Origin of the sequence: Cryobacterium sp. MLB-32 (assembly GCF_000738085.1) — a bacterium.
Taxonomy (GTDB): Bacteria; Actinomycetota; Actinomycetes; order Actinomycetales; family Microbacteriaceae; genus Cryobacterium.
Window position 1 is genome coordinate 1 of sequence record NZ_JPRS01000070.1, and the last position, 17496, is coordinate 17496.

General features: G+C 67.0%; 16 protein-coding genes and 2 pseudogenes. 1 reads left to right on the plus strand and 17 read right to left on the minus strand.

All coding sequences use genetic code 11. The features are described 5' to 3' along the window. From JF66_RS09085 to JF66_RS22950, 11 genes and pseudogenes are all read right to left on the minus strand, one after another. The coding region (locus JF66_RS09085) for a DUF222 domain-containing protein (protein ID WP_035877237.1) at window positions 1-725 on the minus strand (725 nt) is incomplete at its 3' end. A 631-nt stretch (window positions 726-1356) separates the two neighbouring features. Beyond that, a complete protein-coding gene (locus JF66_RS09090; RefSeq protein ID WP_035877239.1) occupies window positions 1357-3471 on the minus strand; it encodes an acyl-CoA dehydrogenase in 2115 nt (704 codons plus the stop codon). Window positions 3472-3651: 180 nt separating this feature from the next. Next, a complete protein-coding gene (locus JF66_RS09095; protein WP_035877258.1) occupies window positions 3652-4245 on the minus strand; it encodes a trans-aconitate 2-methyltransferase in 594 nt (197 codons plus the stop codon). An 8-nt stretch (window positions 4246-4253) separates the two neighbouring features. Continuing rightward, window positions 4254-6149, minus strand: coding sequence for a DNA helicase RecQ (gene recQ / locus JF66_RS09100; protein ID WP_197059372.1), 1896 nt, complete (start codon window positions 6147-6149; stop codon window positions 4254-4256). A gap of 223 nt (window positions 6150-6372) precedes the next feature. After that, window positions 6373-6984 carry a copper resistance CopC family protein gene (locus tag JF66_RS09105; protein ID WP_051973338.1) on the minus strand — a complete coding sequence of 204 codons (612 nt, stop codon included), beginning with the start codon at window positions 6982-6984 and terminating at the stop codon, window positions 6373-6375. Window positions 6985-7023: 39 nt separating this feature from the next. Beyond that, entirely contained in the window at window positions 7024-7755 is a 732-nt protein-coding gene (locus JF66_RS09110; RefSeq protein ID WP_035877240.1) for a YcnI family protein, read from the minus strand. Between the two features lie 141 nt (window positions 7756-7896). Continuing rightward, window positions 7897-8523: a hypothetical protein gene (locus tag JF66_RS09115; RefSeq protein WP_035877241.1), complete on the minus strand. Its 627-nt coding sequence runs from the start codon at window positions 8521-8523 to the stop codon at window positions 7897-7899. Between the two features lie 212 nt (window positions 8524-8735). Next, window positions 8736-8894 (minus strand): annotated as a pseudogene (locus JF66_RS09120) (prolyl aminopeptidase); the annotation flags it as partial. Between the two features lie 55 nt (window positions 8895-8949). Then, window positions 8950-9711, minus strand: a complete 762-nt coding sequence (locus JF66_RS09125; RefSeq protein ID WP_035877248.1) for a tyrosine-protein phosphatase — start codon at window positions 9709-9711, stop codon at window positions 8950-8952. Between the two features lie 78 nt (window positions 9712-9789). Further along, a complete protein-coding gene (locus JF66_RS09130; protein WP_197059373.1) occupies window positions 9790-10617 on the minus strand; it encodes an SDR family oxidoreductase in 828 nt (275 codons plus the stop codon). Between the two features lie 218 nt (window positions 10618-10835). After that, window positions 10836-11375, minus strand: coding sequence for a DUF4190 domain-containing protein (locus tag JF66_RS22950; RefSeq protein WP_156109714.1), 540 nt, complete (start codon window positions 11373-11375; stop codon window positions 10836-10838). Here JF66_RS22950 and JF66_RS09140 point away from each other — a divergent pair. Next, window positions 11347-12480: a hypothetical protein gene (locus tag JF66_RS09140; protein ID WP_156109715.1), complete on the plus strand. Its 1134-nt coding sequence runs from the start codon at window positions 11347-11349 to the stop codon at window positions 12478-12480. The two genes, JF66_RS22950 and JF66_RS09140, sit on opposite strands and share 29 nt — an antisense overlap. Before the next feature lie 410 nt (window positions 12481-12890). Here the strand turns inward: JF66_RS09140 and JF66_RS09145 are convergent. The 6 genes and pseudogenes from JF66_RS09145 to paaA form a co-directional block, all read right to left on the minus strand. Next, window positions 12891-13663: pseudogene (locus tag JF66_RS09145) on the minus strand (enoyl-CoA hydratase/isomerase family protein). 43 nt (window positions 13664-13706) lie between these two features. Continuing rightward, window positions 13707-14837: a 1,2-phenylacetyl-CoA epoxidase subunit PaaE gene (gene paaE / locus JF66_RS09150; RefSeq protein WP_035877254.1), complete on the minus strand. Its 1131-nt coding sequence runs from the start codon at window positions 14835-14837 to the stop codon at window positions 13707-13709. Between the two features lie 2 nt (window positions 14838-14839). Continuing rightward, complete coding sequence (gene paaD / locus JF66_RS09155; RefSeq protein WP_035877261.1) at window positions 14840-15370, minus strand: 1,2-phenylacetyl-CoA epoxidase subunit PaaD; 531 nt, start codon at window positions 15368-15370, stop codon at window positions 14840-14842. Between the two features lie 2 nt (window positions 15371-15372). After that, a complete protein-coding gene (gene paaC, locus JF66_RS09160; RefSeq protein WP_035877257.1) occupies window positions 15373-16218 on the minus strand; it encodes a 1,2-phenylacetyl-CoA epoxidase subunit PaaC in 846 nt (281 codons plus the stop codon). Beyond that, window positions 16215-16520 (minus strand): 1,2-phenylacetyl-CoA epoxidase subunit PaaB, encoded by a 306-nt coding sequence (gene paaB, locus JF66_RS09165; RefSeq protein WP_035837826.1) that lies wholly within the window; start codon window positions 16518-16520, stop codon window positions 16215-16217. The genes paaC and paaB overlap by 4 nt, the downstream gene beginning before the upstream one ends. Continuing rightward, complete coding sequence (gene paaA / locus JF66_RS09170) at window positions 16517-17458, minus strand: 1,2-phenylacetyl-CoA epoxidase subunit PaaA (protein WP_035877262.1); 942 nt, start codon at window positions 17456-17458, stop codon at window positions 16517-16519. The genes paaB and paaA overlap by 4 nt, the downstream gene beginning before the upstream one ends. Window positions 17459-17496: the final 38 nt, after the last annotated feature.

Sequence of the window (17496 nt, forward strand, 5' to 3'; positions counted from 1 at the left end):
AGGAACGCGGCCAACACCGGGTCGGCGTCGAGAATGTAGCGTTTCATGCCGTTGGGCTGCACCAGCCGGGTCAGAGCCCGCCGCGAGACGAGCACCTCCTCGCGCGGTTCGACCCCGTCGRCATCAAGCGCGTCGCGGTAGCGCACCGACAGTTTTCGCACCGAGTCCACCGGATTGGTCGCCGCGAACTCCACCAGTTCCTTTTCCGCTGCGATCATGTCGTCGGTGGTCGCGCGCGGTGCCGCCTGCGTCAGGTTCGCCGTGATGTACAGCGCCGAATCCACCGTCAAGGCCCCGGCAGCGAGGGCCTCGGCCACCTCGGAGTATTCCGGCGGTAGCGCCTCGCCGATCAGGCTCATCCGTGGCTTGGTCGCTGCCCCGACTCGACAGAGTCGCCCGGCCTCCGCCATGGAGATATGTCCGATATCCGTCAGGGCTGCCGCGGCATTCCTGTTGCCGGTTCGGGCCGAGATGCTGTGCGGCCCCGAATCGTGCTCGAACCGGTCCTGCAGCTGACCGGCCACCTGCGCCTTCAGCGCGTCCAACCGTCGCCCACTCGCAAACACGGCATCCGCCACAGCCAACAAACCCGCGTCGGTCATCCGCTGAAGCTCCAACCCGGCACTCGGCCCGCCCTCCGAACACGTCCCGCCACCCAGGGCTCGAGAGTACGTGTCGGCGAGTGCCGCCGTGCTCTCGATCAGGAGGTCCGTTGAAGTGGTCATGGCATAATTTTCCCCGCCACCACCGACACTGGAGCGACCTAAACGGCTCTGACCGGGCATTTCTGTGCACAACTCGCAAAGATTCTTCCCTGTGGAGGAACAGTTCTCACACCAATCAGGTCGGGATGCGACACACCCCACGCCAGCGCGGTCCTGAATGCAGTCGCGGGCCACGAGCACACTCCTCACGTGGACCGCCGGGCGCCACAGCGCCGCTGGAACCGTCGCCAAAGTCCAGCGGATCGCCACGGGCCGGGGCCTCACCCATGGACCAGCGAGGCTTCTCAGCGCAAAAAAGAATGGCTGCCCGGCTCAGCCCGAATGCGTCCTCGGAACCCAAGTAGAAGTTTCAAGCGGCCGGATGACTCGGCATCACCTACGGTTGCGGAAATTCTCCCTCTAAGACATCCACAACTTCTGGGAACGTGCTTGTGATCTTGCCGGGATCGTAGCGAATCTCCTGGACACCGTCCAGGTTGGAGAAAGTCTCGCAACCCTGTTCCCGAATGACAATCGCCCGCCCAAAGCCCGGTCTCCTGAGACAAACCCGTTTCGTGAACCACGTTCCCGTGCGTCGTCGCCACCTGTGACCGCGCACAACCGTCACGATACGGTCGCGCGAATGACGACGCTACTTCTTGGAGGCCTTCTCCTCCCGGGGGGCGTTGCCGGAGGCGCGCAGGTCGGCGTAGTAGCCGCGAGCCTCGTCCTGCCGTTCGCGCTCGATTCCGCTGGCGATCGGGGCACGCAGGTGATCCTGGGTGTACCCGAACGCGTCGACGAGGTCTTGCGCGTGTGGGCGGATGCGCGCGATCAGTCGGTCGATGTAGGCCGTGACGGCCTGGGCGCGCTTCGCCGACAGGCGCCCGTGGATGAGGTACCAGGCGAGGTTCTTCTCGACCAGTCCGAGGCCGAACAGATCGCGCAGCCAGGTGAGCACCTGCTTCGTGCCGGGGTCTTCGGTCTTCTCGAGGGCGCGGGTGAACGCTTCCCACTGCAGCAGCTCGGCGTGAGCGCGCGCGGCCTCAATGAGCTCGTTCTGGTGCGCGTTGAACAGGTCCGCCGCGTCTTTCTTGGGCAGCTTTGTCGCGCCGCGCAGCTTGCCCGCGACGTCGGCGATCATGGCCTCGACGCGGTCGGTGAGCAACTCGCGCTGCAGGTCCGTGTCACGCAGCGCCCCGACCGAACGCGCCGTCGAGCCTCGGTCGGTCATGAGCTGAGCCAGGCTGCGCAAACCGCTGCCGTGGTAGGCGCGACCGGCTGCCTGCTGCACGACGAACAGCGCGAGCGCACCCGGATCCGCCTTGGCGAATTTGCGGCTGTAGTCGGTGAGGAGGCGTTTGGCCACGAGCTGCAGCAGAACGTTGTTGTCGCCCTCGAACGTGGCGTACACGTCAAGGTCAGCGCGCAGGCCCACGAGCCGGTTGGCCGCCATGAAGCCGGCGCCGCCGCAGGCCTCGCGGGACTCCTGCAGGGTGTCGAGGGCGTGCCAGGTAGACAGCGGCTTGAGGGCGGCGGCAAGGGTCTCGAGGTCTTGACGGTCGGCATCCGTGTCGGCCTTGCCGCTGAACACGCCATCGAACTTCACCAGGAAATCATCGTGCGCGAAGGTCTGCGCATAGGTGGTGGCCAGTCTCGGCAGCAGACGGCGCTGGTGGCGCTGGTAGTCGAGGATGACCTCTTCGTCGGTGGGGCTCCCCGCAGTGAACTGGCGCCGCTGGTTGCCGTAGGTGATCGCAATCGTGAGCGCGAGGGCGGATGCCGCGGTGGCCGCACCGTCGAGAGACACCCGACCCTGAACCAGGGTGCCGAGCATCGTGAAGAAGCGACGGCCCGGGCTGGAGATGGGGCTCGAGTATGTGCCGTCGGCCGTGACGTCGCCGTAGCGGTTGAGCAGGTTCTCGCGCGGGATGCGCACGTGGTCGAAGTGCAGACGGCCGTTGTCGATGCCGTTGAGACCGCCCTTGAGGCCGTCGTCTTCGCCGCCGACGCCCGGCAGGAACTCGCCGTTCTCGTCGCGAATAGGCAGGTAGAACGCGTGCACGCCGTGGTTGACACCCTGGGTGATGAGCTTGGCGAAGAGCACGGCGGCGATGCCGTCTTTGGCGGCGTTGCCGAGGTAGTCCTTCCAGGCCGCACGGAACGGGGTGTTGATGACGAATTCGTCGGTCTCGGGGTCGAAGGTGGCGGTCGTGCCGATGCTCGCCACATCGGAACCGTGGCCGATCTCGGTCATCGCGAACGCGCCGGGAACCGTGAGGTTCATGATGTCGGGCAGGTACTTGTCGTGGTGCTTGGTGGTGCCCAGGTGTAGAACGGCCGCACCGAACAGACCCCACTGCACGCCACCCTTGATCTGCAGGCTCGGGTCCGCCATGACGAGCTCTTCGAAGCCGGCGATGTTTCCACCGTGGTCGTCCTTGCCGCCGAGGTGGGTGGGAAAAGCGCGCAACACGTGGCCGTTGTCGGCGAGAACCTTGAGCTGGCCGAAGACACGGGTGCGGTGCTCCGCCATCGACAGGCCGGGGATGCCCTGCATGTCGGGCCGGGCAGAAAGCTTGCGGGCCTCAATGCGCACGTCGGCCCAGGTGCCGAGCAGCTGACGGCCAAGGCTCGCCACGTCGACCGTGGGCGGGGTCGTCACGCCGTCGAGCGCGACCGGCCCGGTGTTAGTGGTCTCCTCGGCGGGAATGGTGCTGCTTCTGGTGGTCCTGCTGGTGGTGGGGCGCTGAATGGTGTCGGCCATCGTTGGTCCTAACTGTTTCGCGCGAAACATCGCTGTCCGCCCACGCTAAAGCCGTCGCTGCGGGGCGCGAAATAGTGCGTGACCGGCCTACAAAGAAGCATGCGCACGGCGGCATCTGTTTTGTAGGTTTCCGCAACCGCATCAGCTTTCTCTCAGCTATCACCCACAAGACCGCACACGTCAGGACGGGCGTCGCGCGGAGATATGGAAGACGTGCCAGTGCTTCGGGCCGCCAAAGGACTGGCCGGGGCGATCGTCTTCCACGACACTCGCCACCTCGAGCCCCGAGACCAGACCCTCGACCCCGACGCGGTCGTGAAAGTTCATCGTAGGGGTGTGCGCCCAGTCGTCGCGCGGTCCGAAGAGTTCTCCGGCGAACCACGCGCCGGGCCGGAGCGCCGCACGGATGCTTGTCCACAGGCCCGGGAAGGCCTCGGGGCTGCAAAACGGCAGCGCAAACGACGAGTACACCAGGTGCGCCGGGGGAAGCGCTCCGAGGTCTTCGAACCTGCTCGCCGTGAACGTCAGGCGACTCAGCTGCTCGGCGTCGAGGCCGGCGCGCACCCGCGCCTCGGATGCCGGGTCAGCGTCATAGGCGAACACTCGCCATCCGTTGCGCAGCAGATGCCGCGTCTCGGTTCCCTCGCCACAGCCGAGGTCGAGCGCGGTGCCCGGCGGGGCCGCGCCCCGGCGGGCCAGGGTGTCGACGAGGAGCGACCGCACGCGCCGGCCGGCCTGGGAGTCGAAGTACCCCGTCCAGTCGAGGTCCGACATGTCCATTCTCAGGCTCCGGGACCTGCCGCGACCACCTCGAGCAGCGCCTCGCCGTACGCCTCGAGTTTCTTGGCCCCGATCCCGGTGATCCCGTCAAGGTCACCGATGCTGGTCGGCTTCGCGGCCGCGACGGCGAGCAACGTCGCGTCGCCAAACACGATGTACGCCGGCACACCCTGCTCCTTCGACTGCGCGGACCGCCACACCCGCAGAGATTCAAACAGTGTTGCCTGCTCGGGCGACAGGTCGGCGGCCGCGGCCTTCTTGCTCGAGGTGCGGGCCCCGGCCGAGCGCACGGGCCGGTCGGGCTCGGTGCGCAGCTGCACCTGACGGCTGCCGGCGAGCACCTCGGAGGCGGTGTCCGTGAGAATCAGGGTGCCGTACTCCCCCGAGGTAGCGAGGTAGCCCTGCGCGAGCAGCTGCCGCACCACACCGCGCCATTGCTGGTCGCTCAGGTCGGCGCCGATTCCCCAGGTCTTCAGCTCGGTGTGCCGGTGCTGGGTGGCCCGGGGGGTTTCTTTACCGCGCAGAATGTCGATGAGGTGACCGGCGCCGAACTTCTGGTTGCGCTCGCGGAGCAGGCGCACGATGGTGGACAGCAGTTTCTGAGCGGGTACAGTGCCGTCCCAGGCCTCTGGCGGCTGCAGGCACGTGTCGCAGTTACCGCACGGCTCGCTGGTCTGGCCGAAGTACCGCAGCAGGTTGACGCGGCGACAGTGCACGGTTTCGCACAGCGCGAGCATGGCATCAAGGTGCGCCGAGAGCTTGCGTCGGTGGCTCATATCGCCGGGCGACTCGTCGATCATGCGACGCTGCTGCACCACGTCGGCGAGGCCGTAGGCGAGCCAGGCGTTGGCGGGGGCGCCGTCACGGCCCGCGCGGCCCGTCTCCTGGTAGTAGCCCTCGACGGACTTGGGCAGGTCGATGTGTGCGACGAAACGCACGTCGGGCTTGTCTATTCCCATGCCGAAGGCAATGGTCGCGACGATGACGACGCCCTCGTCGCGCAGGAACGTCGACTGGGTGCGGGCGCGCAGCCCGGCGTCGAGACCGGCGTGGTACGGCAGGGCGTTGATGCCGTTCTGGCGCAGGAACTCGGCGGTCTGGTCGACGGTTTTGCGGCTCAGCCCGTAGACGATTCCGGCGTCATCGGGGTGCTCCGTCTTGATGAACGACAGCAGCTGCTTGCGCACCTCGGACTTACCCACGATGCGGTACTGAATGTTCGGCCGGTCGAAGCTCGCCACGAAGTGCTTGGCGTCGCCCATCTGCAGGCGGCTCGTGATTTCCTGGTGCGTCGCATCCGTGGCCGTGGCCGTGAGGGCAATGCGCGGCACGTCGGGCCAGCGGTCGGCCAACTCGGAGAGGGCGAGGTAGTCGGGGCGGAAGTCGTGGCCCCACTGGGAAACACAGTGCGCCTCATCGATGGCGAAGAGCGCGATCGTTCCCTGGTCGAGGAAACGCTTGGTGGCCTCACTCGAGAGACGCTCCGGCGCCACGTACAGCAGGTCAAGGTTGCCGGCGAGGTAGTCGCGTTCCACCTGGCCGCGTGAGGCGGAGTCCTGGCTTGAGTTGAGGAAGGCGGCGCGCACGCCGACCGCGGTGAGGGCGTCGACCTGGTCCTGCATGAGGGCGATGAGCGGGGACACGACGATTCCCGTTCCTTCGCGCACGAGGCTCGGGATCTGGTAGCAGAGACTCTTGCCGCCGCCGGTGGGCATGAGCACGACGGCGTCCTTGCCGTCCACGACCTGGGCGATGATCTCGGCCTGGTCGCCGCGGAAGGTGTCGTAACCAAAGACCGTGTGCAGTGCCTCGGCCGCGGTGGCGAACTTGCGAGTGGCCGGCGTGGTGGCGCTGAAGCGGGCCGCTGGTGCCGGGCGACCGCCGGCAGGGGGGGCCATCGGCGGCGGGGCCACCGGGCTGCGGGGCGGCCTCGTAACCGCCGTAGTCGGGGGGCGGTGGGGCGTCGAAGTCGTCCGGTGGTTCGAACTCGTCAGGATTCCAGGGGATTTCCGCGTTCCAACTCACCAGTCGAGTCTACCGTGCGGAGTGGTCCGGGCGGCGGGCCGCTCCACCCGCAGGAGTCGAGCGACCGACGCGTGCGGGTGGATTACCGCGGCCGGGTTACGACCGCGGTGCGCGGCGCACGACGTAGACCGTGGCACCGACCGCGAGCAGCACGGCGCCGAGGGCACCGCCAATCCAGACCACATCACTCATGGCCGGAGCAGCGGATGAGTCCGCAGCCCCGGAATCGGTGGCCGGGGCATCCGCTGCCCGGTTGCCCTCACCGCCGCAGTCAGGTCTGGTGCTTGACCCCTCCGCGAGAACCTGGCCGGCGGCCGGCTGCCAGGTAAAGGAGAACTCCCCCGACACGGCGTGGCCGTCGGTGGAGACGGTCTGCCACACCACCGTGTACTCGCCGGCCTCGCCGAGCTGCGCCGTCGTCTCAACCGTTGCCCCGGAGACCGTGGCACAACCATCACCGTAGTAAAGCGGGGCGCCCGCAGTGGTCGGACCGGTGATCTCCATCGCGCTGGCCGCGCCGGAGCCGTCGAGGTCGAGCAACAGGTCGTTCGTTGTGACGGAGAACACGCCTGGCTGCTCCGTGACGACCGAGTTTTCTTCGGGGGAATAGCCCACCGGGTAGTTGTGCGCCGAAGCGGGAGCGGCGAACAACCCCAACGCGGCCACGACGATACCGCCGCCCAGGAGGGTCGCGGCAAACGGCGACATCGCCGACCGATGAGACAAGACGCGGCGCAGCACGGGGTACTACGCCGACTGCTTGCGCCGCGAGGTCACGGCGAGCACGATACCCACCGCGCCGACCACAAGGCCACCGACGCCGAGCACGCGGGCGAGCACGTCCTCGGAGGAAACGGAGGCGGGCGTGGTCTCAGAGGCAGTGACGTCCTCGGTCGCTGACCCGTGGTCATGCGCGTCGGCGACGGCCCCGGTGACCTCGATGTACGGTGCGGGGACGGCCGGCTCATCTTCACCGTCGACCGTGGTCTCGTTCCAGTTGGTCGAACCGACCTCGCAGGTCTGCAGCACCGGGAACTCGAGGGTCTGCCCCTCGGCATCGGCCGGGATCGTGAAGCTCAGCACGAATGAGGTGCGGATGCCGTCAGGCAACGGCGCCTGCGCCGTGTAGACGATTTGACCGGTGCGCGTGGTGACCGTGTTTCCGTGGCCGTCATCGATCGGAGTCGCCAGGTCGACAGCGACCTTGGAGACATCCCAGCCGGGGTTGACCGTCGGCGCGACGCTCGAGACGCTCTCCGGAATCGACACGGCGATGCTCGTGGTGGACGAGCCCTCACAACCGTGCTGAGTCGCAAAGGTGAGCAGGGTGGAGGAGCCGGCAGCAGTCGAGGTGGCGTCGGCCGAGACGTGCGCGCTGGCGGCGAGCGGCGAGCCGAGGGCAAGCAGCACGCCGGCGGTGAGAGCGGATGCGGTGAGTGCGGACGTGCGGAGTGCGGATCGGGCGGGTGAGAACGTCATGCGGTGGTCCTTCAAAAATCGGTGTGCACGGCGGCCGACGACGGCGGCCAGAGCGCAGCGCTGTGTCTGCTGCTCGTTCGGTGCGGAGGGGATATCGGTCTGGTGGTATCCGAGAAATCGCGCCGTTTCCCGGCGGGTGTCTCAGGCGACACGAACGACCACTGGCGGCCCACGGCGCCGAACCGACGTGAGCAGAACGAGGAGATCCCGGGGTGCGCTGACGCGCGCCGTGGTCGGACGTCGCCCGGTGACGGGCGGAACGACCATCGTGAGTCCGGGCTGGAAGAGGGCGCGGAGGATGAGGGCGGCCGTCTCGAGCAGGCCCCAGAAGGCGCGTTCGCCGAAGCGCAACGCGGCGATCGTCACGACCGCTGCGACCAGGTGCGCCGCCCACATGGTGGTGCCTTCATGGCCGGCACCACTCATCGCGGCGGATCCGGTGGCCTCGATGATCCCGGGCACCTGTCCGTGCTGGTGGGTTGCCGAGGCGGTGATCGCCTCGGGCGAGAGAGAACCACCCGAGCTGCCGACGGAGAACAACCCGTGAAAGATCACCTGGCTCGCGAGCACGGCGAGTGTCCCCCTCCACAGTGACAGGGTGCGTCCGGCAAGAACGACACAGATCATGCCGGCGAAGGCCAGCGAGACGACGATGGGCAGGAGGCCGGGACCGGCGCCACCACCGACTGTGTGCGACACGGCGGCGACGAAGGTGGAGACGACCGCGACAATCCAGCCGCGAGTGAAACGCGCCCACCGAGTGGTCATGTTTCCTCCTTTGCCGGACCCGTTAACGATACCGGCTCCGGCTCGGACACGATCCCGGCGACCACGAGCACACGCACACGCAGCACGCGCGACATGCCATCTTCTGCCCCTTCGCCTCGTGGCAAGGGGCAGAAGATGGCAGGTCACGAAATCCAAGGGGCAGAACGTGGCAGGTCACACGGTCACCCCGTTACAGCGCGTTCTCGAATCGAGCGCCGGCCGCCGGGAGTGGTCCCCGACCCCGGGCCGCCGTGGAGAATGACGACCGGGGTGCCGGACGGGTTCCCGCTCGTTTCCCAGTAGACGCGGTGGCCGTCGCCGACGTGCAGCATTCCGGTCGCGAATGGTTCGATCGGTGGGTGGCGTTCCATGGACATCCTCCGGTTCTGGCCGTGCGGTCGCGCTGGCCAATGGGGCACGATCGGCCTAATCGGTAGCCGAGGGTGCGATCGGGACCGTGCCGCGCCAGGTTGCGAGGGCGACCCTGTCGGCCTCGCTGAATCCAGACGCTGCGAGGATCGCGGGCAGGTCGAGCCCGCTGAGCGCCGAGCGAAATGCTCCCTCGGTCGTCGTGCCGAGTGATTGGCACAACGCCTCGATCGCGGGTTCGTCGTTACTCCGTTTCGAATTCAGGGCACGCACATCCGCCAGCCTGACCGTCTGCAGATAGTCGTCCACGATCGCCTCCGGTTGGGCATCGACGGCCGTGAGAAGCAACAGCGCGATGAGTCCCGTTCGGTCTCGCCCCGCCATGCAGTGAAACAGCACGCCCCCCTCTGGCGCGCGGACCAGGGCCGCCAGCACCGCGACACTGCGCTCGGGCATCACTTTCAGGTGTGGCAGGAAGTAAAGGGCCGTTCCGACCAGCCCGTTATTCCAGAAATCCTTCCAGAAGGCGACGTTGTCGAGACCGTCCAGGTCTACGTGCACGGTGGTGAGCCAGTCGGGTCGCGGCTGGCTGTCCCGCCCCCGTTCCGCGGGCTGCCGCAGGTCGACAACGGTACGGATGCCGGCCTCGCGCACCTGATCCCACCCGACCGGTGTGACGCCGTCGATATTCTCAGAACGGAAGAAGACTCCCGTCGGAGTGAGCGTGCCATCTCGTCGCGGCAGGCCGCCGAGATCGCGTGCGTTCACCAGCCCGTCAACGCGCAAGGCCCGGTTTTCAGCGTTCCGTTCAACACCCATCGAATCAGCATAGAAGGAGACAGCACAGGGTGCACCTGCGGCATCGTCACGCTGCGGGTCCGGATGCGGCGGCGTACCTCAGATGCTGCGGTGGTCTCGCACGGCCAGTTCGAGAGCTTCGAGGCTGGGAGCGAGAGCCGCGTCCACTGCCAGCGGATCGGAGATGTTGAGCCGCTGCATCTCCCGGCGGCCTTCCGGCGCGGTGTTGATTTCATGTTCGCCGGCCGCCAGGCCGACCATCACGTCGGTGATGACGTCGTCAAGGGAGCGGCGTCCCCAACCGAGGTCGGACCCGGCATTCTGCGACGTCATCATCGCGGTGTCGGTTGCTCCGGGATATACGGTCGCCACATGAACTCCGGTTCCCATCAACTCGCGACGCAGCGCCTCGCCGAACTGCGCGATGCCCGACTTCGTTGCCGCATACACGGAGTAGAAGGGCAGGCCCACGAGCGCGATCCCACTGGCGATGTTCAGCAGGATGCTCCCACGTGCGTTCCCGCTCTGCCGAAGCAGGGGCAGCAGGGTCTTGGTCAGCAGAATCGGCGCCGTGAGATTCAGGTCGATCATCGAGTGGACATCCGCGTCTGTGGTCAATTCGAGCCGGCCTGCTCGCACGTTGCCTGCATTGTTGACGAGCAGGTCGACGGTGCGCCAGGAGGCGACCGTCTGAGCGATCCGGTCAACCGCTCCCGGCGTGGTCAGGTCTTCGACCAGGACCTCCGTGGTTCCCCCCTCGAGGGCAACGAGACGCGCGGTTTCGGTGAGGGTAGCCAGCTGTCGACCGACGAGCAGGAGGTGGCCTCCGCGACGGCCGAATTCGAGCGCCAGTGCCCGGCCGATGCCTTGCCCCGCGCCTGTGATGATTCCGCGTCGATTGGTGAGATCCAGAGTGTTGAGGCCCACGAGCAAGATTCCTTCCGTTGGTTTCGGCCTCGTTCAGGCCGCCGGTCGGCTCCCGCCGCCGTCATCGGTATTGCCAGGGACAACGCGCCGCGCGCCCGGAAATTCCCCGCCGGTCTCTGACGCCGGGACTCACGCCTGCCCGATGGCAAGCGAAAGTCCCCGCGCACGGAGCGGGGGCTCGCGCCGCCACAACCGGCACCGGCGGACCCGGGGCCACATCACATCAGGAAGTAACGGGCAATCAGGGAAAACAGGAAGCTGGCCAGGCCGACACAGAAACCGGCGATCGCCAAGCCGCGACCGCGGGCACCCGTGCGCCGGATGGTGCGGATCGACTGAACAGCCAGCGCGGCTGCGAGGGCACCCAGAAAACCGAAAATGATCGCTGAGATACAGGCGATGACAAAACTCGCGATTGCCATCTTGCTGAATGGCGCAGGCGACGTGTCAACGTTTTCCGCGACCGGCGCGAGTGGCGGCAGGGGCACGGGGTCCTCGTGGGTATCGCGCGAAACGGGCGGTGGAAAATCTGTCATGGTCAACCTCCTGTGTGAAAGAAATGAGGACCATTGTCGTCCCCCCGCTAACCAACGTACCGTCATGCCGCGCAGAACCGGGTGAACTCGTCGAACCCAGGACACCCCGCACAGGGCCGCGCTCATGACCGCCCGTCCAGAATCGTGCTTGCCGAGTGTGAAGCGAATCCAGACGTGCTGGTACGTTGCGAACATGGGGAAAAACAGCGTCGTTTCGGTCATGGGGTTTGGGTTTGTCGTGATTCTGGCGTTGGCGGGGTGTACGAGCCCGACTGCGGCACCATCCGCTGCGCCGGTGACTCCGTCGGCCTCGCCCCCGACCGAGCTGTCGTCGGCACCGGCTTCACGCTTCGATATGGCCTGCGACGACCTCGTAACACCCGCCGAACTCGACGCTCTTTTTGGTCCCAACGAATACCAGCCGAGAACGAGCTGGACGCCATCGGTGTCTCCCGTCACGTATGCCGTGCAGAGCATCGGCGGGTTGAGCTGCACCTGGGGCAATGACGACGTGCCGCTCGGTGGCGTGGCCAATCCGGCCTACGACGAACTCACCGTGCAGGTGCTCCCCGATGCCACGGCCGCGCAGATTGACCGGCACACCGGTGATCATCCGCTCGACGACGCACCGACCATCGGAGACACGTCAGGTACGACGTGTTTCGCTCAGTCGGGCCTCTGCACCTCCAACATCGTCGTGGGGCAGGCCTGGATTGATGTCTTCCTGCAGGGGGCGAACGCCGCCGACGCGGCATCCGACGCGGCTGTGCGGGCGCTCGCCTTGCCCATTTTGAACGCGGTCACCGCACGGGTTGCCGCGGCCTCGAACACGACCGCACCTGTCGCCGCTGTCACCGCACGCACCGACTGCGAGGCGATACTGCCCGCGGCAACCGTTCAGTCCGTCTTTCACGCGGAGGAATTGCCCGTGCACTCCCAATACGGCAGCGGCGGGTGGAGTGTGATGACGGGGGCAGCGACGCTCGCCGGCGTGGCGCGCTGCAGTGTGGGGCCGGCCGGTTCCGACGTGACCCTCGCCAATCTGGAGCTGCTTCCGAATGCGGCGTGGGCGTTCGATACCGACCACGTAGCGAGCGGCGTGTGGGAAAAACACGAGGCCGTGACCGTCGCCGGCGTGAGCGAACAGGCCTACCTTCTGTGCCCCGTCGGGACAGTATCGGCGTGCTCCGTTGACTTCGTCGTCGACGGGGACTGGGTGCGACTGGGCACCTCGATCAACGGCCAACGTCCGGTTGAAGACGGTGATCGCGACCAGGTCTTGGAGCTTGCCGGGCACGTCGCATCCGCTCTGACATCACTGCGGTGATGTAAGCCGATGAAGCACGCGGATCTGATCGGCCCTTCACGCACGCGCCCGGGGCTCTGTCGTCTCGCCCTCTGGTTATCGTGTCCGCCCGTGATGATCTGTTCGGGATCCGAAACGATTCTGCCGTCGGACAGGACGACGTTGACGTGGTCAGTGGCCGCGAGCACGGAGCAGATGTTGCCGGGGAGCACGAAGAAGGGCTGGGTCGGGCGCTTGACGGCCTCCTCGACCTCGGGGTCTACCTCGTGCACCAGCGCGCGGGCCCGGTAACAAACGCGTTGCTGCCACCACCCGGGCAGCCGCCCGATGGTCTCATCCACGCGCGGATCGGGGTGCCAGTCGATCGAATCCGTCGCGCTCAGGCGTGCATTGTGCCCCTGTTAGGCGTGTCGAGCCCGTGCCAGCGCGGGTCAGGGGCGACCGGTGAACGTGGGCTTGCGCTTCTGCTGGAAAGCGGCGAAGCCCTCGCGGTAGTCCTCGGTGTCGCACAGCGCGGCCTGGGCGTTCGTCTCTGCGGTCATGCTCTGCCAGAGGCCGAGGCGCTCATCGCGCAGCGACTGCACGAGCGCCTTGCTGGCCAGGAAGGCCTTGGTGGCGCCGGCCGAGGCGCGCACGGCGGCCTGCACCGTGGCATCCGTCAGCTCGTCCGCGGGAAAAACCTGGCTGAAGAGTCCTCCGGCCACCGCCTCGGCGCCCGACATGAGTCGGCCGGAGTAGATGAGGTCGAGCGTGCGGTGCGCGCCGAGCCGTTCCACGAACAGGGCGTGGCCGCCCGAGTCGAGGGTGGCGCCGAGGTTCGCGAACGGCGAGCCGATCTTGGCGGTGTCGGCCACGTAGACCACGTCGGTGGCGATCAGCAGGCCGAGGCCCACACCGAGACACGCTCCGTGCGCGGCGGCGAAGGTGGGTGCCGGGAACGAACTCATACGATGCATGAGCGCGGTGACGAGCCCGCCGAGGTAGCCCTGCACGTCGTCGGTGCGCGGGTCGACGGCCGAGATGTCGCGCCCGGCGCAGAAGGCCCGCCCCTCGCCGCGCAGCACGAGGCTCGCACGCCGGCCGCCTCAGCGGATGCGTACGCCGCGTCGAGCTCGCCGACCGCGGCCTCGTTGAGGGCGTTCATCTTCTCCGGTGCGTTGAGCACCACGTACGCGACGTCGTCGTCGATGGTCAGATCGATCACGGGCATCCGCCTTTCTGGTTCGGCCGAAACAATCAGGCGGAGGTCAGACGTCGTAGTCGACGACGACCTTCTCGGTGGTGGGGTGGGACTGGCACGTGAGCACGTAGCCGCGCTCAATCTCGTCGGGCTCGAGCGCGTAGTTCTCGGTCATCGTGACGTCGCCGCTGACGAGCTTGGCGCGGCAGGTGCCGCACACTCCCCCGGCGCAGGCGAACGGCACATCGGGCCGCACGCGCAGGGCGGCGTTGAGGATGCTCTCGTTCGCATTGACCGGCGTGGTCACCGTGTTGCTCTGCCCGTCGAGGGTGAACTCGATCTGGAAGGTCTTGTCGCCCGCCGCCACGGTCACGGGTCGGCCGGTGTCGCCGCTCGCCCGGTTGGTCTCGCCCGTGGTGAACAGCTCAAAGCGCACGCGGTTCGTTTCGACCCCGACATCCGCCAGGGTATCGCGACAGAGCTGCACGAGCTCGAACGGTCCGCAGAGAAACCACTCGTCGACGGTTCCGGGGCGCAGGATGGTCTGAAGCATGCGGCGGAACTTGTCTTCATCGATGCGACCGGTAAGCAGTGAGGAGGAACGCTGCTCCCGCGACAACACGTGGTACAGCGCGAGCCGGGCCGGGTAGCGGTCCTTCAGGTCGGCAAGCTCGTCAAGAAACATCACGTCGAGAGCGGTGCGGTTCGTGTACACGAGCGTGAAACGCGAGGTAGCGGATGCCGCCAGCACGGTGTGCGCGAGTGACATCAGCGGGGTGATGCCCGAGCCCGCCGCGATGCCCACGATGTGTGTGTCGTCGAGGTCGTCAAGCGTGGACGTGAACGTGCCCTGCGGGCTCATCACCTCGAGCTGCTGGCCGACCGTGAGCTCGGTGTTGGCCCAGCTTGAGAAGACGCCGCCGAGGTCGCGCTTGATGGCCACGCTGATCGATCCCGCGCCCGTGGAATCGACGCTCGGCGGGCGGCAGATCGAATAGCTGCGGCGCAGTTCGTGGCCGTCGATCGTCGCGCGAAGGGCGAGGTGCTGACCCGGCGCGTAATCGAAGGACCCCCGCAGCTCCTCGGGAACCGCGAAGGTCACCTCCACACTGTCGGCGGTGAGCTGTCTCACGTCAGAGACGGTGAGGGTGTGGAAACGCGCGCGGTGCTTCGTCGCACCCAGATTCTTTGCAGCCATGGTCACAGCACCTTGAAGTAGTCGAAGGGTTCGAGACACGCCTTGCACTCGTAGAGCGACTTGCAGGAGGTCGAACCGAAATGGGCGAGTTCACGCGTGTTCAGGGAGTTGCAGCGCGGGCATTTGACCGCGAGTTGCAGACGCACCGGGCCGGCCGGGCCGGAGGGGCGTGCGGCGGCGTGGCCCGTGGGAGCAGCGATGCCGTATTCCTCGAGCTTCTTTCTGCCGTCCTCGCTCATCCAGTCGGTGGTCCACGCGGGACTCAGCACGAGTCGCACGGTGACGTTCTCGTAGCCGGCCGAGGTGAGCGCCCCGAAGACGTCGTCGCGCATGGCGTCGAGGGCGGGGCATCCGCTGTAGGTCGGTGTCAGGGCGACGTCGACACCGCCGGCCGTGACGCTCACGGAGCGCAGCACGCCGAGGTCTTCGATCGTGAGCACCGGAATCTCCGGGTCAACGACCGTGGCGGCCACGACCCAGGCGCGCAGAGACGCCTCGTCTGTCGGTCGGGGCCGGGCGGCGGTTTCGTGCATGGTCACCACGATGCGCCCGGGTGCGCCCGCGCCAGAACCTGCATCTCGGCGAGCATGAGGCCGAGGTGTTCCGAATGCACGCCCCGGCGGCCTCCGCCCTGGGCGATGAACCCGCGCGGTTCCTCCAGGTCGGCCTCAGCGAACACGGGCGCGATGGCCTGTTCGAAGACCTCGCGGATGCTGGACGGGCGCACGGCGACGCCTTCGAGGCGGTCCAGCAGCGGTTCGTCGCGGAACATCTCGTCCACGTATGGCCACATGTCCGAGAAGGCCACGATCATGCGACGCCGGGACTCGTCGGTGCCGAGCGAGAGTCGCAGCACCCACTGCACGGAGTGGTCACGGTGGTAGTCGACCTCTTTGGCCGCCTTGTCGGCGATCGCCGCGAGGGTCGCATCGGACGAGTCGCGCAGCCGGGTGTAAAGCTCGAACAGGAAGTGCGACACGATGAACTGCCGCGCGATGGTGTGCGCGAAGTCGCCGTTGGGCTGTTCGACCAGCTGCAGCGAACGCCATGCGGGTTCGTCGCGCCAGTAGGCCAGATCGTCTTCGCTCTGACCCGACGCCGAACCGGCGTAGTGCAGCAGCGAGCGGGCGTGGCCGATCAGGTCGAGGGCGATGTTGCCGAGCGCCACGTCTTCCTCGAGCTCGGGGGCACGGGAGATCCACGAGCCGAGGCGCTGGGAGAGCACGAGCGAGTCGTCGCCGAGCCAGAGCGCGTATTCCGCGACGTCGGGCGATGCAACGGATTCCGATGCGATCAGTTCGTCGGGAAGTACGGTCACGTCGACCTGCGCGTGGCCGTGGATGTCGTCGTGAGCGGCAACATCCGCTTCAGGTGAACTCATAGGTGCTTCACTCCTTCACTCTTGGAGTAGTAGCTCGCGTGGCGGTAGTTCTTGCCTGCGGGCGACTCGAAGAAGGCACCCTTAGCGTCGGGGTCGCTCGTGGTGATGGCCGCGGCGGGTACGACCCACACGGACACTCCCTCGGCGCGGCGGGTGTAGAGGTCCCGGGCGTTGCGCACCGCGAGGATCTCGTCGGGGGCGTGCAGGGAGCCGACGTGCACATGGCTCAGCCCGCGGTTGGAACGGACAAAGACCTCCCAGAGGGGCCAGATTTCAGCTGCGGAATCGCCGGGCGCGGTCATGAGGCCACCGTTTCAGATCGTTGGGACTGTTTACGGGCATACTCGGCGGCGGCTTCGCGTACCCAGGCGCCTTCGGCGTGGGCGTCGCGGCGCCGCTGCAACCGCTGGGCGTTGCTGGCTCCGCGACCCGCGAGAACCTCATGGAATTCGGCCCAGTCGATTTCGCCGAGGTCGTACTGCTGGGTCTCTTCGTTCCATTTCAGGTCGGGATCGGGCAGCGTGACGCCGAGCACCGCCGCCTGCGGCACCAGCATGCCGACGAAGCGCTGGCGAAGCTCGTCATTGGAGTGGCGCTTGATCTTCCACGCCATCGATTGGGCGGAGTTGGGCGAGTCGTCGTCGGGCGGACCGAACATCATGAGTGCAGGCCAGTACCAGCGGTTCACCGATTCCTGCGCCATCGCGCGCTGCTCATCGGTGCCCTGCATAAGCTCGAGCAGAATCTCGAAGCCCTGGCGCTGGTGGAAGGATTCTTCCTTGCAGATGCGCACCATGGCGCGACCGTAGGGGCCGTAGCTCGCACGGCACAGCGGAACCTGATTGCAGATGGCGGCGCCGTCGACGAGCCAGCCGATCGAGCCCATGTCTGCCCAGGTCGGGGTCGGGTAGTTGAAGATCGAGGAGTATCGCGCCTTGCCGGCGATGAGCGCTTCGGTCATGCCGTCGCGGGTGGCGCCGAGCGTCTGGGCCGCGGAGTAGAGGTAGAGGCCGTGGCCGGCTTCGTCCTGCACCTTGGCCATCAGGATGGCCTTGCGCTTGAGACTGGGAGCGCGGGTGATCCAGTTCGATTCCGGCTGCATGCCAATGATCTCGGAGTGCGCGTGCTGCGAAATCTGACGCACGAGTGACTTGCGATAGCCCTCCGGCATCCAGTCGCGAGGCTCAATGCGAGAATCCGCGGCGATGAGATCGTTAAACTGCTGTTCGTCAGCGGAAATCGCAGAACTCTCCGCGGAGGCATCCGGTGCAAGGGCGT

Coding starts and splice junctions, on each gene's coding strand:
- JF66_RS09090 (WP_035877239.1), bottom strand. CDS start 3,471: ATGGCCGACACCATTCAGCGCCCCACCACCAGCAGGACCACCAGAAGC.
- JF66_RS09095 (WP_035877258.1), bottom strand. CDS start 4,245: ATGTCGGACCTCGACTGGACGGGGTACTTCGACTCCCAGGCCGGCCGG.
- recQ (WP_197059372.1), bottom strand. CDS start 6,149: ATGGCCCCCCCTGCCGGCGGTCGCCCGGCACCAGCGGCCCGCTTCAGC.
- JF66_RS09105 (WP_051973338.1), bottom strand. CDS start 6,984: ATGTCGCCGTTTGCCGCGACCCTCCTGGGCGGCGGTATCGTCGTGGCC.
- JF66_RS09110 (WP_035877240.1), bottom strand. CDS start 7,755: ATGACGTTCTCACCCGCCCGATCCGCACTCCGCACGTCCGCACTCACC.
- JF66_RS09115 (WP_035877241.1), bottom strand. CDS start 8,523: ATGACCACTCGGTGGGCGCGTTTCACTCGCGGCTGGATTGTCGCGGTC.
- JF66_RS09125 (WP_035877248.1), bottom strand. CDS start 9,711: ATGGGTGTTGAACGGAACGCTGAAAACCGGGCCTTGCGCGTTGACGGG.
- JF66_RS09140 (WP_156109715.1), top strand. CDS start 11,347: ATGGGGAAAAACAGCGTCGTTTCGGTCATGGGGTTTGGGTTTGTCGTG.
- JF66_RS22950 (WP_156109714.1), bottom strand. CDS start 11,375: ATGACCGAAACGACGCTGTTTTTCCCCATGTTCGCAACGTACCAGCAC.
- paaE (WP_035877254.1), bottom strand. CDS start 14,837: ATGGCTGCAAAGAATCTGGGTGCGACGAAGCACCGCGCGCGTTTCCAC.
- paaD (WP_035877261.1), bottom strand. CDS start 15,370: ATGCACGAAACCGCCGCCCGGCCCCGACCGACAGACGAGGCGTCTCTG.
- paaC (WP_035877257.1), bottom strand. CDS start 16,218: ATGAGTTCACCTGAAGCGGATGTTGCCGCTCACGACGACATCCACGGC.
- paaB (WP_035837826.1), bottom strand. CDS start 16,520: ATGACCGCGCCCGGCGATTCCGCAGCTGAAATCTGGCCCCTCTGGGAG.